Source organism: Pseudomonas sp. DWP2-2 (assembly GCF_049897065.1).
In the GTDB taxonomy this organism is placed as follows: Bacteria; Pseudomonadota; Gammaproteobacteria; order Pseudomonadales; family Pseudomonadaceae; genus Aquipseudomonas; species Aquipseudomonas paracarnis.
This window is the reverse complement of sequence record NZ_JAFCVN010000003.1, coordinates 292,794-306,485: the sequence shown is the minus strand read 5'-3', so window position 1 is coordinate 306,485 and position 13,692 is coordinate 292,794. Positions and strand designations below refer to the sequence as shown.

10 protein-coding genes and 2 pseudogenes are annotated in these 13,692 nt (G+C 60.5%); all 12 read right to left on the bottom strand.

Annotation, left to right across the window (positions count from 1 at the left end; all coding sequences use genetic code 11):
- Positions 1–88: 88 nt before the first annotated feature.
- The 12 genes and pseudogenes from ACP7CZ_RS08880 to ACP7CZ_RS08825 all read right to left on the bottom strand — a co-directional run bounded on the left by ACP7CZ_RS08880 (position 89) and on the right by ACP7CZ_RS08825 (position 13,688).
- Complete coding sequence (locus tag ACP7CZ_RS08880; RefSeq protein ID WP_034125863.1) at positions 89–823, bottom strand: amino acid ABC transporter ATP-binding protein; 735 nt, start codon at positions 821–823, stop codon at positions 89–91.
- On the bottom strand, positions 816–1,775 hold the full coding sequence (locus tag ACP7CZ_RS08875) for an amino acid ABC transporter permease (protein WP_054897532.1): 960 nt from the start codon (positions 1,773–1,775) through the stop codon (positions 816–818). The genes ACP7CZ_RS08880 and ACP7CZ_RS08875 overlap by 8 nt, the downstream gene beginning before the upstream one ends.
- A gap of 130 nt (positions 1,776–1,905) precedes the next feature.
- On the bottom strand, positions 1,906–2,703 hold the full coding sequence (locus tag ACP7CZ_RS08870; RefSeq protein ID WP_032901820.1) for a transporter substrate-binding domain-containing protein: 798 nt from the start codon (positions 2,701–2,703) through the stop codon (positions 1,906–1,908).
- 219 nt (positions 2,704–2,922) lie between these two features.
- Positions 2,923–3,723, bottom strand: a complete 801-nt coding sequence (locus ACP7CZ_RS08865; RefSeq protein ID WP_034125555.1) for a transporter substrate-binding domain-containing protein — start codon at positions 3,721–3,723, stop codon at positions 2,923–2,925.
- A 179-nt stretch (positions 3,724–3,902) separates the two neighbouring features.
- Positions 3,903–6,481 (bottom strand): annotated as a pseudogene (gene mdoH / locus ACP7CZ_RS08860) (glucans biosynthesis glucosyltransferase MdoH); the annotation flags it as partial.
- A complete protein-coding gene (locus ACP7CZ_RS08855) occupies positions 6,474–8,210 on the bottom strand; it encodes a glucan biosynthesis protein G (protein ID WP_034125862.1) in 1,737 nt (578 codons plus the stop codon). The gene ACP7CZ_RS08855 and the pseudogene mdoH, both read right to left, overlap by 8 nt.
- Positions 8,211–8,477: 267 nt before the next feature.
- Complete coding sequence (gene dtd / locus ACP7CZ_RS08850) at positions 8,478–8,915, bottom strand: D-aminoacyl-tRNA deacylase (protein ID WP_034125553.1); 438 nt, start codon at positions 8,913–8,915, stop codon at positions 8,478–8,480.
- Positions 8,912–9,883 (bottom strand): prolyl aminopeptidase, encoded by a 972-nt coding sequence (gene pip / locus ACP7CZ_RS08845; RefSeq protein WP_034125552.1) that lies wholly within the window; start codon positions 9,881–9,883, stop codon positions 8,912–8,914. Before pip ends, dtd begins: the two co-directional genes overlap by 4 nt.
- A gap of 103 nt (positions 9,884–9,986) precedes the next feature.
- Positions 9,987–10,106 (bottom strand): annotated as a pseudogene (locus ACP7CZ_RS08840) (alpha/beta hydrolase); the annotation flags it as partial.
- A 138-nt stretch (positions 10,107–10,244) separates the two neighbouring features.
- Entirely contained in the window at positions 10,245–11,045 is an 801-nt protein-coding gene (hutG, locus tag ACP7CZ_RS08835; protein WP_186526753.1) for an N-formylglutamate deformylase, read from the bottom strand.
- Between the two features lie 12 nt (positions 11,046–11,057).
- Positions 11,058–12,263 (bottom strand): imidazolonepropionase, encoded by a 1,206-nt coding sequence (gene hutI, locus ACP7CZ_RS08830; protein ID WP_294172608.1) that lies wholly within the window; start codon positions 12,261–12,263, stop codon positions 11,058–11,060.
- 15 nt (positions 12,264–12,278) lie between these two features.
- Positions 12,279–13,688, bottom strand: coding sequence for an amino acid permease (locus tag ACP7CZ_RS08825; RefSeq protein WP_034125549.1), 1,410 nt, complete (start codon positions 13,686–13,688; stop codon positions 12,279–12,281).
- Between the last annotated feature and the right edge of the window lie 4 nt (positions 13,689–13,692).

The following is a 13,692-nucleotide window of genomic DNA, read 5'->3' as shown; positions in this document are numbered from 1 at the left end:
CCCGCTGGGCTGCACAGCGGCCCCAAAATCTTGGGAGCGCTTCGCACTCCAGCGCGAGCAAGCTCGCTCGCCACAGAGGCAAATATTTCTACAGGACTTGGCGCAGGAAGGCCTGGGCACGCGGGTCTTTTGGCGCATTGAAGAACTCGGCCGGGGCGGCGTCTTCCAGCAGTTTGCCGTGATCGAAAAACAACACCCGGTCTGCCACTTCCCGGGCAAAGCCCATCTCGTGGGTGACGCACACCATGGTCATGCCTTCCAGGGCCAGGGTCTTCATCACGTCGAGCACTTCACCGACCATTTCCGGGTCGAGGGCCGAGGTGGGCTCGTCAAACAGCATCACCTTGGGCTCCATGGCCAGGGCTCGGGCAATGGCGACTCGCTGCTGCTGGCCGCCAGACAGGCGCGATGGAAACTCGTGGGCCTTCTGCGCAATACCGACCTTTTCCAACAGCGCCAGGGCCTTGGCCTCGCGCTCTTGCTTGCCGCGCTTGCGCACGACCTTTTGCGCCAGGCACAGGTTTTCCAGCACGGTCATGTGGGGGAACAGGTTGAAGTGCTGGAACACCATGCCGACTTCACGGCGGTAGGCATTCACGTCGGTCTTAGGGTCGGCCAGTTGCAGGCCGTCGATGCTCACCGAACCCGAATCGAACGCCTCCAACCCATTCAGGCAGCGCAAGAAGGTGGACTTGCCGGACCCCGAAGGACCGATCACCACCAGCACCTCGCCCTTGGCCACTTGGGTGGTGACGTGATCCACCGCGCGCACCAGTTGCCCACGGGTATCGAAGACTTTTACCAGATCGCGTACTTCAATCACTTTGGGCAAGCCTCCGCTCAAGCCGGCTGGCCATCTTCGACAGCGGCAGGTTGATCAGCAGGTACAAGCCCGCCACACAAAACAGGATTTCAAACGGCGAGAAGGAGGTGGTGATCACTTCGCGGCCGCTCTTGAGCAACTCGGTAATCGCGATCACCGACACCAGGGACGTGTCCTTGACCAGGCTGATAAATTGCCCGGCCAGGGGCGGCAGCACACGCTTGAAGGCCTGCGGCAGTACCACGTGGCGCATCGACTGGCTGGCGCTCAAGCCCAGGGAACGCGCCGCTTCATCCTGGCCACGGGTGATGGACTGCACGCCGGCGCGCACGATTTCGGCCACGTAGGCACCCGTGAACAACGACAGCGCGGCAATCCCGGCAAACTCCCGGGACAGGTTGAGCACCGTGCCGATAAAGAAATAGAAAATGAAGATCTGCACCAGCAGCGGCGTGCCCCGCACCAGCTCGACATAGATTGTCGACAGATCGCGCAAGGTGGGATTTTTCGACAGCCTGCACAGCCCGGTCGCCAAGCCAATCGCCAAACCCAGGATGCCGGACACCACCGACAGCCACAGCGTGGTCCACAAGCCCCACATCAATGGTCCCAATGCCCATTGCCGGGTCACGCCGACCACATCGCCTTCAGCCACATCGTCGCCGCGCGCCACTTGCAGACTGTTATCGGCGACTGTGAGCTTTTGCTCGACTCCGGCGTCGTTGCGCAGGGTGACTTCGGCCGTATCGCCTTTGCGCACCAACTCGACCACGGTGGAAATATCCGCGGCGCGCTGGGAGGTCTCGGCTTGATAGGCGAAGTATTGGGGGACGCGGTTCCAGCGCCATTCGTAGGACATCAACGACGTGGCGTAGTACAAGGCACCCGCCAGGCCGACCAGCACCACCACCGTCAGCAGGTGCCAGGGCCATTGGGCTTTTTTATGTTTCATTTCACTTTCCGCATAGGTGTCGCCTGATAGGCCGCCATCGCGGGCAAGCCCGCTCCCACAGATTGATGTGTGAATACAGTCAAATGTGGGAGCTGGCTTGCCTGCGATGCAGGCAACTCGGTGTCAGGCCTTATTCCATGTCCTTGAGCCACTCGGAGCTCTTGAACCACTTGTCATGGATGCGATCGTAGGTGCCGTCGTTACGGATCTGGTGCAGGAAGTTGTTGATGAAGTTGATGCTGTCGTAATCGCCTTTCTTCAAACCGAACGCCAGGGGTTCAAAGGTGAAGGGTTCTTCCAGGAACACCAGCTTGCCGTTACCGACCTTCTTTTCGGCCACCACGTTGTACGGTGCGTCGTAGACGAACGCATCAGCCTTGCCGTTGACCACGTCGAGCACGCCTTCCTGCTCGTTGTCGTAGCCGTGGTACTTGGCCTTGGAGATCAGCTTCTTGGCAACCATCTCACCGGTGGTGCCGAGCTTGGAGGTCAGGCGGTATTTCTCGTCGTTCAGGTCTTTGTAGGACTTGATGGTGCCTTCCAATTCCTTGCGGATCAGCAACGTCTGGCCGACCACGATGAAGGGTTCGCTGAAATTCAGGCGCAGGTTGCGTTCCTGGGTCAGGGTCATGCCGCTGCCGATCATATCGAACTTGCCGGTCAGGAAGGCCGGGATGATGCCGTCGTAACCGGTGGACACCAGCTCCAGCTTGACGCCCATGGACTTGGCCATAGCCTTGAGGATGTCGACTTCGAAACCGATGATTTCACCGCGCTTGTCGGTCATTTCGAACGGCATGTAGGTGGGGTCCATGCCAACTTTCAACGTGCCGCGCTTGACCGCCTCATCAATGGCGCCGGCCTGGGCCGCAGTGGCAGCGACCAGCGCGGTGACGCCGAGCATCAGCATCGAAAGATACTTTTTCATCATCAAGACCCCTGAACGATTCTTATAAGGTTGGCGCACAAGAGGGCTGCGCCATTTCGGGGTGCGATCCTAACCCACTCGTTGTCCGCCACAAAGGTTTCACCGGTAAATGTTATCGGCGTGTGTCGGAAAACCCTGACAGCGACCCGGCCAAACACAGGCGCAGACGCTTCAGCGCGGCCTCTCGATCAGGGATTGATGTGTAAGCAGTTATGACGATCAGTCGATCTCGGCTATCCAGGCCGTATCCCTGAACCACTTGTCATGCAGGCGATCGTAGGTGCCGTCCTGGGCGATCTGGTTGAGAAAATGGTTGATCCAATTGAGGCTGTCGTAATCCCCTTTTTTCAGGCCGAACGCCAAGGGCTCAAAGGTGAAGGGTTGCTCAAGTGCCAACAATGTACTGTTCTGTGGCCGACTCATCGCGATCAGGTTGTAGGGCGCATCATGGATAAAAGCATCGGCCTTGCCTTCAACGACCTGCCGCACGCCTTCTTCCGGGTTGGGCACACTGCTGAGCCGCGCAGATACAAGAAAGCGCTGTGCTGCGGCTTCACCGGTGGTGCCTTGGGTGGTAACCACGCGGTAACTGGCGTCGTCCAGTTCTTCAATACTGGAGACCTTCCCCGCCATGCGTGGGTGCAGCAGCACCGTCTGGCCCACCACGACAAATGAATCACTGAAGTTGAGTTTGAGGTTGCGCTCTTGAGTGACCGTCATGCCGCTGCCAATCAGATCAAACTTGTTCGTCGTCAGCCCCGGCAACAGATCCGTGTAAGGCACTGCCACCAATTCAAGCTCTACGCCAAGTGCGCGGCTCATGGTATGGAGCAAGTCAATTTCAAAGCCGACGATGCGCCCCTGCTTATCGAGCATTTCGAAAGGGACGTTATTGGGGGTTGTACCGACCTTAAGCACGCCACGGCGCACAGCGTTGTCCAGCGCGCCCGCGTAAAGCAAGCCTGCGTGCCCCCCCAGGAAAAAGCCCATCAGCAATGCCAAACAATACCTTTTGATCATGAATGCCCCCGTGGCGAGTCCAATTTGGGGGGCGATCCTAACCCAGCCGCGGGCACGGCAATACGCCTCGAGCAAAGGTCTTTTGTTTCGAAATAACAAGGAGTTAGCGACAAAAAGGAAGAAGCGAAAAACGCTGTAGGACCAACGTTTGAAACACCCCCGAAGTGAGCCTTCGGGGGTGCCTGAATCAGGCCGGTTGGGCCTGGGACGACTGTGGTTGCAGGGGCAGCAACGGCGCGTGCGGATCGGCCTTGATCGAGGCACGCCAAGCGCCTAGCCACTCGACGTGGCCTTCGCTCCACACCTGCTCATGCAGGCGAGCCAGGGCCACCGGGTCGCTGAGCAAGGCCAGGCGTTCGCTGTTGTTGAGGCCGGCCGGGCCGACTTTCAACGCGTGGCGAACCCGTTCCATGCGCAGGTATTCGATGGGCTCGGCCTCACGGTGCCGCGAGGTCGCCAAGGCGCAGGCCAAGGCGTTCTGCTGTGGGTCTACCACCGAACGCACAAAGCCGTCGTTGAGGGCGTGCCAACGGTTTTCGTGGGTGTACTTCTCGGTCGACAGCAAGGCTTGCGGCGGGTTGTATTCCTCAGGGATCAGGAACAGGCTCTCGTCGCGGGACTTGAGGCCCAGCTTGACCCGGCTGGAAATCACCGACACCGGGATCGACAGCATCAGCGAGCCGACAATCGGCACCAGCCACCACAGGAAGCTCGGGTTCAGCCACACCACCAGCAGCGCCCACAGGAAGCCCAGCACGGTTTGCGGACCGTGGCGCTTGACCGCTTCGCTCCATGGCGTGGAGTCATCGTCACGTTGCGGCGAGTTCCAGGTTGCGGCCCAGCCGAGGAAGGCGGCGAGGACGAAACGGGTGTGGAAGATCATCCGCACTGGCGCCAGCAGCATGGAGAACAACATCTCCAGCAGCATCGACAGGGTCACCTTGAACTTGCCACCGAACTCTTTGGCGCCCTTGGCCCAGATCAAGATGATGCTGAGCAGTTTAGGCAGGAACAACAGCACGATGGTGGTGGAGAACAGCGCCACCGCCTTGTCCGGGTGCCATTGTGGCCACAGCGGGTACAACTGGCGCGGCGCCATGAAGTATTGCGGTTCCATCAGGGTGTTCACCGCCAGCAAGGCCGTGGACAACACCAGGAAGAAGAACCACAACGGCGCCGACAGGTAGGACATCACGCCGGTGAGGAACACCGCACGGTGCACCGGGTGCATGCCTTTGACCAGGAACAGGCGGAAGTTCATCAGGTTACCGTGGCACCAGCGACGGTCACGCTTGAGTTCGTCCAGCAGGTTCGGCGGCAGTTCTTCGTAGCTGCCCGGCAGGTCGTACGCAATCCACACGCCCCAGCCGGCACGGCGCATCAGCGCGGCTTCAACGAAGTCGTGGGAGAGGATCGCACCGGCAAACGCGCCTTTACCGGGCAGCGGCGCCAGGGCGCAGTGCTCGATAAACGGCTTCATACGGATAATGGCGTTGTGGCCCCAGTAGTGGGATTCACCCAACTGCCAGAAGTGCAGGCCGGCGGTAAACAACGGGCCATAGACGCGAGTGGCGAACTGCTGCATACGCGCATACAGGGTGTCCATGCCCGACGCACGCGGCGCGGTCTGGATAATCCCGGCATCCGGCGTGGCTTCCATCAGGCGCACCAGGCTGGTCAGGCACTCGCCGCTCATCACAGAGTCAGCGTCAAGAACGACCATGTACTTGTAGTCACCGCCCCAACGACGGCAGAAGTCGTCGAGGTTGCCGCTCTTGCGCTTTACGCGACGGCGACGACGGCGATAGAAGATCTTGCCGAAACCACCCGCTTCGCGGCATACGTCGAGCCAGGCTTGCTGTTCGGCGATGCAGATGTCGGCGTCGTTACTGTCGCTGAGCACGAAGAAATCGAAGCGGTCCAGGTCACCGGTTGCGGCCACCGATTCGAACGTCGCACGCAAACCGGCGAATACACGCGGCACGTCTTCGTTACAGATCGGCATCACCAGGGCGGTGCGCGCATCCTTTGGAATCGGCTCGTCACCGGCACTTTTACCGGAGATACGGTATTTATCGTGACCGGTCAGCAGCTCCAGGAAGCCCATGAGCGCAGTCCAGAAACCGGCCGACACCCAGCAGAACAGAATCCCGAACATGATCAGGATGCTGGTTTGCAGCGCGTAAGGCAGTACCTGGGTAGCGGTTTGCAGCAGGGTCTGGTTGCGGATCTCGTCGAAGTCGACCAGCGACCAGCCTTGGTACGGCATGATGCCTTTCATGTACCAGCCGGCCACGATGGTCTGGCCCAGCATCAGCACCAACAGGATGTAACGACGGATCGAGCCCACGGTACGCCAGCGCGCAGCCGGCAGTACCCGCTCGTCTTTCGGTGGCTTGGGCGGGTTGGTGCGCCCGGTCATCCGGCGCCAACCGCGCACCAGGATATTGGTGCGCCAAGGCTCGGGCACCACTTTGGTCCGACGGATCGGCGGCGTGGCCTTGAGGCACACACGACCGCTGGCATCGAGCGCCAGCATCTCGGCGTCTTGCAGCTCTTCGGCGCTGTTGAGGGTCAAGCGACGGCCAACCGACGCTTGGGCAGCGTCGGTCGGTGCGTCGAAGGTCTTGGACGACAGACGTTCGTGCAGCTCGCTGAAGGACTTGCAGCCCGCCAGCTCGGCGCGCTGCTCAGCCGTCATGGGTAGATGCGCCAGGTACTCGGACAGAGTCTCTGGCTTGACTTGAGAATTACTCATCGGCAGGCAACTGATAGCTCCAGGTTTCGGTCAGGACTTGCTCGGTCTTGATCGGCTCCGGCGTGGCTGGGGCAGCCTCAGGCTGTTTGGCTTCCTTGTCCTTGGCGTCTTTCTTGGCCTGTTTCTCATGCTGCTTGGCCAAGACTTTATCGGCCTTGAGCACATGGTTGGAAACCGACTCAGCCTCAGGCTGCACGATATCCTGCACCAGTGCCGCACGCATTTCGGTCGGCTTGCTTGCGTCCTTGATCTTCATACGCAGGGTCAGGCGCCAGCCTTTGGTGTGTTCGTTGTAGCGCACGCTGTTTTCAACCAGTTCAGCGTTATCACCCACACTCACCTGGCTACGCACCGGGGCGTCCGGCAGCAGTTTCTTCAGGGACGGGCCCTCGAAGTCCACCAGGTAGGCCACGCTGCCATCCGGCTGACGGATCAGGTTCGATTGCTTCACATCACCCGTGGAGCGCAGGGTCTGCTTGACCCAGGCACTGTCCGGCGAATGGAAGGCCGCGTCGTCCAGTGTCCAGTGCAGGCGGTAGGCCACGTCCAGCGGCTTGCCGACTTCCGGCAGTTCGGCCGGGCTCCAGAACGCCACGATGTTGTCGTTGGTTTCATCGGCGGTCGGGATCTCGACCAGGTCGACAGAGCCTTTGCCCCAGTCACCTTCAGGCTCGATCCAGGCGCTTGGGCGCTTGTCGTAGTTGTCGTCCAGGTCTTCGTAGTGGCTGAAGTTGCGGCCACGTTGCAGCAGGCCGAACCCACGCGGGTTCTCGACGCTGAAGTTGCTGACCGACAGGTGTTTAGGGTTGTTCAGCGGACGCCAGATCCACTCGCCATTGCCGGCGTGAATCGACAGGCCGCTGGAATCGTGGAGCTCGCGGCGGTAGTTGAGGACCTTGGACGGCTGGTTGGCGCCGAACAGGAACATCGAGGTCAACGGCGCAACGCCCAGCTTGCTGACCTTGTCACGCAGGAACATCTGGGATTTGACGTCCACTACGGTGTCGGTGCCAGGACGCAGGATCAGGCGATAAGCGCCAGTGGCGCGTGGCGAATCCAGCAGCGCGAAAATCACCAGGTGCTTGTCACCCGGCTTTGGACGCTCGATCCAGAACTCGGTGAAACGCGGGAATTCTTCGCCAGACGGCAACGCGGTGTCGATCGCCATGCCACGGGCAGACAAGCCGTACACCTGATCCTTGCCCACGACGCGGAAATAGCTGGCGCCGAGCATGGTCATGATTTCGTCTTGCTTGTCGGCCTTGTTGATCGGGAAAAGCACACGGAAACCGGCGTAACCCAGCTGTTCGGTGGCTTTAGGATCAAATTTCACGTCGCCGAAATCGAAACGCGTCGGGTCGTACTTGATTTCATGCACGCTGTCGGCGGTGACTTCGTTGATTTTCACCGGGGTGTCGAAATGCATCCCCTGGTGATAGAAGGACAGCTTGAACGGGGTGTTCTGATCGGCCCACTCGGCTTTTTCATTGCGGAAACGAATCTTCTGGTAGTCAGCGAATTTCATTTCGCGGAATTCGTTCGGCAAATTGCTGCGCGGAGCTTCGTATTTCTGCCCAGCCAGCTCTTTTGCCTTGGCCGACACATCATCCAGACTGAACGCCCACAGTTGACCCGCGCCGAACAGGCAAAACAGGGCAGAGCCCGTCACCAGTGCGTTTCGTAACCGTTTGGCAGACAATTTTGGTGCATTACAGGGACTAACAATCACGAGCAACCCTCGCCGAAAACAGATCAAAAAACCAACGGCCAGCTATCTATATGCCAGGTTGGCGAGCAATGTTCCGACTCCTCTGGGGCGAAATGATTCCCCATGCGGTTGTCGGACAAGGCTCTACCTAAGTCAAAAATGGACCAAACAACGCTGATCCCCGTAGCGCGCGATTATCTAGTAGCCCGCGAGACAACGCATCAGGGACAGTGAAGTATTTGTAGCGAAACCCTGCGTTTTTAGGCATTAACGTCGTTTTTCATACATTCATGTCTGTAAGAGGAAGGTCACAGGGCCATCATTGACCAAGTGCACCTGCATATCCGCGCCAAAACGCCCCGACGCCACCTTGCCATGCAATTGTTGCGCTTGTAACAACAAGTGCTCAAAAAGCGCCGCTCCCAGGGCCGGAGGAGCCGCTGTGGAGAAGCTGGGCCGTAGCCCGCTTTTGGTATCCGCCGCCAGGGTGAACTGCGACACCAGCAGCAAACCGCCGCCGATGTCCTTGAGGGACAGGTTCATCTTGCCCTCCTCGTCACTGAACACCCGATAGTTAAGCAGCTTGTGCAGCAGTTTGTCGGCGCTTTCGGGCGTATCTGAAGGCTCGACGGCCACCAGCACCAGCAAACCCTGGTCAATCGAGCCTATCACCTCCCCTGCGACCTCAACCCGGGCGCCACGCACCCGCTGCAACAAGCCCTTCATGCTTCTTCAGGCGGCAGGTCGAGCAGGCGCCGGGCCATTTCGCCGGTCGCACGCACCAGTGCGTCGGTGATGCCCGGCTCGGACGCCGCGTGCCCTGCTTCGCGGATCACCTGCAACTCGCTGTTGGGCCAGGCCTGATGCAGCTCCCAAGCGTTATCCAGCGTGCAGATCATATCGTAGCGGCCATGGATGATGACGCCAGGCAGATGGGCGATCTTGTGCATATCGCGAATCAGCTGGTTGGGTTCCAGGAAGGAGTTGTTGGTGAAGTAATGGCATTCGATACGTGCGATGGACAAGGCGCGCTGCGGCTCGGAAAACCGTTCCACATGCTGCGGGCTCGGGCACAGGCCCAACATACGGCCTTCCCAGCCCGACCAGGCTTTGGCCGCATGCATCTGGGCGATCTGGTCGTTGCCGGTCAGGCGCTTGTGGTAAGCGGCAATCATATCGTGGCGCTCTTCCACCGGGATGGGTGCCACATAGTCCTGCCAGTAGTCCGGGAACAGGCGGCTCGCGCCCTCCTGGTAGAACCAGCGAATATCCTGCGGGCGGGCGAGGAAGATGCCGCGCACGATCAGGCCATGCACGCGCTCGGGGTGGGTTTGCGCGTAGGCCAGGGCCAGGGTCGAACCCCAGGAGCCGCCGAACAGCACCCATTTGTCGATGCCCAGGTGCTCGCGGATGCGCTCAAGGTCGGCGACCAGATCCCAGGTGGTGTTGTTCTCGAGACTGGCCCTTGGCGTAGAGCGGCCGCAGCCACGCTGGTCGAAGGTGACAATATGGTAGAGGTTCGGGTCGAAATAGCAGCGGCTCTGGGCGTCGCAACCGGAGCCGGGGCCTCCATGGATGAACACGACAGGCAAGCCTTCGGGGGAGCCACTTTCATCGACGTACAGGGTGTGGGTGTCATCGACAGCCAGATCGTGCCGGGCGTAGGGTTTGATCTGCGGGTACCAAGTCTGCATTGCGTGCTCCGTAGGGTGTCGGGTTCATCCCTGGGGGGACGTCTATTATTTTGCCGTCTGGCATCATAAACCCGAATTGTGCAATGAGCATGTCCTTGAGCACTTAGACCTGTGTCAGCAGTTCGCGCCTCAGGTAACCAAGCAGATAGTCATACAGCCGATCCACCTCCGGCACCTGGCCGCGTGCCCGCAAACAACCGTGGGCCAGCCCTTTGCCGGGATGGCGGTGTGTCAGTTGATAAAAGTGTTGCTGAACCCCCGTTATCGCAGGCAAGCCAGCTCCCACATTTCGAGCGCATTCTCATGATAGAGCGCGGTCAAGCGGGCTTGCTCGCGAAAGCTATTGCAGCAGCACCAACAATTACCGGTAGTGCTTCTGCCCCCAAGCCAACAGCCCTTCCAGCAACTGCCTCAACACCACCTGCGTCGGCTCGGCCAAATCATGGCGATAACGGAACGGCTCGAACTCCTCCATATAGGTGCTCTGGCACAACTCCAGCTGCACCGCATGAATATCCTGCGCCGGGTTGCCGTAGTGACGGGTGATATGGCCGCCCTTGAAGCGCCCGTTCAGCACATGGGTATATTGCGGATGCTGAGCGCAGATGGCTTCCAGCTGGCTGGCCAGCTGCGGGTCGCACGCAGCGCCGTTGAAGGTACCCAAATTGAAGTCCGGCAATTTGCCGTCAAACAGGTGCGGGATCACCGAGCGGATCGAGTGCGCGTCGAACAGCAGCGCGTAGCCGAACTCGGCCTTGAGGCGTGCCAGTTCTTCCTGCAGTTGACGGTGGTACGGACCCCAGATTTTTTGCAGGTAACTGGCCCGCTCCTCCTCGGAGGGCGTTTGCCCTTCACGGAACAACGGCACGCCATCGAACAGCGTCTCTGGGTACAGGCCGGTAGTAGCACCGGCATACAGCGGCGTGTTGTCGGAGGGCCGGTTGAGGTCGATGACAAACCGCGAGTACTCCGCCGCCAGGGTGCTGGCGCCCAGCTCTTCGGCAAAGTCATACAACAGCGGGATATGCCAATCGGTATCCGGCAGGCTTTGCGCCTCGGGTATCAACCCGGCCTCCACCGCTGGGGTGAGCCGCAGGCCGGCGTGGGGCATGCTGATCAGCAGCGGCACGCGGCCTTGTTTGAATGTCAGAACCTTATCCACAACTGCATCCTCTCAAACAGTGACGTCGACGCCGTGGCGCACGACGCGTTTATCCAGTTCGCCACCCAACCAGTAGGCCAGGTCGGCGGGGCGATCGATCTGCCAGGCGACAAAATCCGCGACCTTGCCCACTTCCAGGGAACCATGGGTATCGCCCAGGCCCAACGCGGTGGCCGCGTGTTGCGTGGCGCCGGCCAGGGCTTCTTCCGGGGTCATGCGGAACAGGGTGCAGGCCATGTTCAGCATCAGCCGCACCGACAGCGCCGGTGAAGTGCCGGGGTTGAGGTCGCTGGCGATGGCGATCTTCACGCCGTGTTTGCGCAGGGCGTCCATGGGCGGCAACTGGGTTTCACGCAGGAAGTAGAACGCGCCCGGCAATAGCACGGCGACGGTACCGGCCGCAGCCATGGCGATGGCGTCTTCTTCAGTCATGAATTCCAGGTGGTCGGCCGACAACGCGCGGTAGCGCGCCGCCAGGCTTGAGCCATGCAACGACGAGAGTTGCTCGGCGTGCAGCTTCACCGGCAAGCCAAGTTGCTGGGCGACCTTGAATACCCGCTCAACCTGCTCGGGGGAAAATGCCAGGTATTCACAGAAGGCATCGACCGCATCCACCAACCCCTCGGCGGCCAGGGCCGGCAGCATCTGGCTGCAGATGTGCTCGATGTAATCGTCGGCGCGGTCCTTGTACTCCGGCGGCAACGCGTGGGCGGCCAGGCACGTGGCGCGCACGCTGACCGGCAGCGCTTCACCCAGGCGCCGAGCCACGCGCAGCATCTTGCGTTCGTTGGCCAGGTCCAGGCCGTAGCCGGACTTGATCTCCACCGTGGTCACGCCGTCACGCAGCAAACTGCGCAGGCGCTTTTCAGCGCACAAGAACAGCTCATCTTCGCTCGCCGCACGGGTTGCGCGCACAGTGCTGGCAATGCCGCCGCCCTTGGCCGCGATCTCGGCGTAGCTGACACCTTCGAGGCGCTGCTCGAATTCGCCGCTGCGATTGCCACCGAACACCGTATGGGTGTGGCAATCGATCAGCCCGGGAGTGACCCACGCGCCTTGCAGGTCATGCACCTGGGCGTAATCCGCGGTTGGCGCCTGGCTGCGGGGGCCGACCCACTCGATGAGCGAGCCGGCAGTCACCATGGCGGCATCCTCGATGATCGAGTATTTGCCGTTGGCCATGGTTGCGACGTGGCAGTGTTGCCAAAGCGTTTTCATCAACGCCTCCCTAAGTTATCGATGAGACAAAACCGGGTCGTAATCGACCTTGGCCGTTTGCCCGGCGGCAGGCTTGACCCACAGCCAGTAGGCGATGATCAGCAGCACGATCCACACGGCGCCTACCATCAACGCCGCCTGGGTATCCGGGAAGTAACCGAGTACACCAAACACAAACAGCATGAACACAATGGCCGCCGCCGGCGCATAAGGCCAGAACGGCACCGGGAATTTCAGTTCGGCGATCTGCGCCTTGGTCATCGAGCGGCGCATGGCGACCTGGGTAAACAGGATCATCAGCCATACCCACACGGTGGCGAAGGTGGCAATCGAGGCGATCAGCAAGAACACGTTTTCCGGGATCAGGTAGTTGAGTACCACACCGCCGAGCAAGGCGGCGCCCATGACCACCACGGTCATCCATGGCACGCCTTGTTTGGACAATTGCGCGAAGCCCTTGGGCGCCTGCCCTTGTTGAGCCAGGCCGTACATCATGCGCCCGGCGCCGAAAATGTCGCTGTTGATCGCCGACACCGCCGCCGAGATCACCACGATGTTGAGGATGGTCGCCGCCGAGCCAATCCCCAGGTTGCTGAAGATCTGCACGAACGGGCTGCCCTGGCTGCCGATCTGCGGCCACGGGTAGATGGCCATCAACACGAACAGGGTGAGCACGTAGAACAGCAGGATACGCAGCGGCACCGCGTTGATCGCCTTGGGGATCACCCGCTGTGGGTCCTTGGCTTCACCGGCGGTGATGCCGATGATTTCGATGCCACCAAAGGCAAACATCACCACCGCAAACGAGGCGATCAGCCCACCGATGCCGTTGGGCATGAAGCCGCCGTGGGCCCACAGATTGCTCAAGCCACTGGCCTGGGTTTCGCCTGCCGAGTGAATACCAAACAGCATGATGCCAAAACCGCCGAGGATCATCGCCACAATGGCACCGACCTTGAGCAACGACAGCCAGAACTCCATCTCGCCAAAGACTTTGACGTTGCACAGGTTCAGGCCGCCGATCAGGAATACGATGCCCAGCACCCAGACCCAACGGGCCACTTCGGGAAACCAGAAGCCCATGTAGATGCCGAACGCGGTGACGTCGGCGAGGCAGACGATGATCATTTCAAAGGCGTAGGTCCAGCCAAGGATAAACCCGGCCATGGGCCCCAGGTAGGTGCTGGCGTAGTGGCCGAAGGAGCCAGACACCGGGTTGTGCACGGCCATCTCACCGAGGGCGCGCATCACCATGAATACAGCAGCGCCGCCGATCAGGTAGGCCAGCAGCACGGCAGGACCGGCCATCTGGATGGCGGAGGCAGAGCCATAGAACAGCCCGGTGCCGATCGCGGAACCGAGGGCCATGAAGCGAATATGTCGGGCGTTGAGCCCGCGTTTCAAACCTTTTTCTGGCTGGTGCATTTCT

Coding starts and splice junctions, on each gene's coding strand:
- ACP7CZ_RS08865 (WP_034125555.1), bottom strand. CDS start 3,723: ATGATCAAAAGGTATTGTTTGGCATTGCTGATGGGCTTTTTCCTGGGG.
- pip (WP_034125552.1), bottom strand. CDS start 9,883: ATGCAGACTTGGTACCCGCAGATCAAACCCTACGCCCGGCACGATCTG.
- ACP7CZ_RS08875 (WP_054897532.1), bottom strand. CDS start 1,775: ATGAAACATAAAAAAGCCCAATGGCCCTGGCACCTGCTGACGGTGGTG.
- hutI (WP_294172608.1), bottom strand. CDS start 12,263: ATGAAAACGCTTTGGCAACACTGCCACGTCGCAACCATGGCCAACGGC.
- ACP7CZ_RS08825 (WP_034125549.1), bottom strand. CDS start 13,688: ATGCACCAGCCAGAAAAAGGTTTGAAACGCGGGCTCAACGCCCGACAT.
- dtd (WP_034125553.1), bottom strand. CDS start 8,915: ATGAAGGGCTTGTTGCAGCGGGTGCGTGGCGCCCGGGTTGAGGTCGCA.
- ACP7CZ_RS08870 (WP_032901820.1), bottom strand. CDS start 2,703: ATGAAAAAGTATCTTTCGATGCTGATGCTCGGCGTCACCGCGCTGGTC.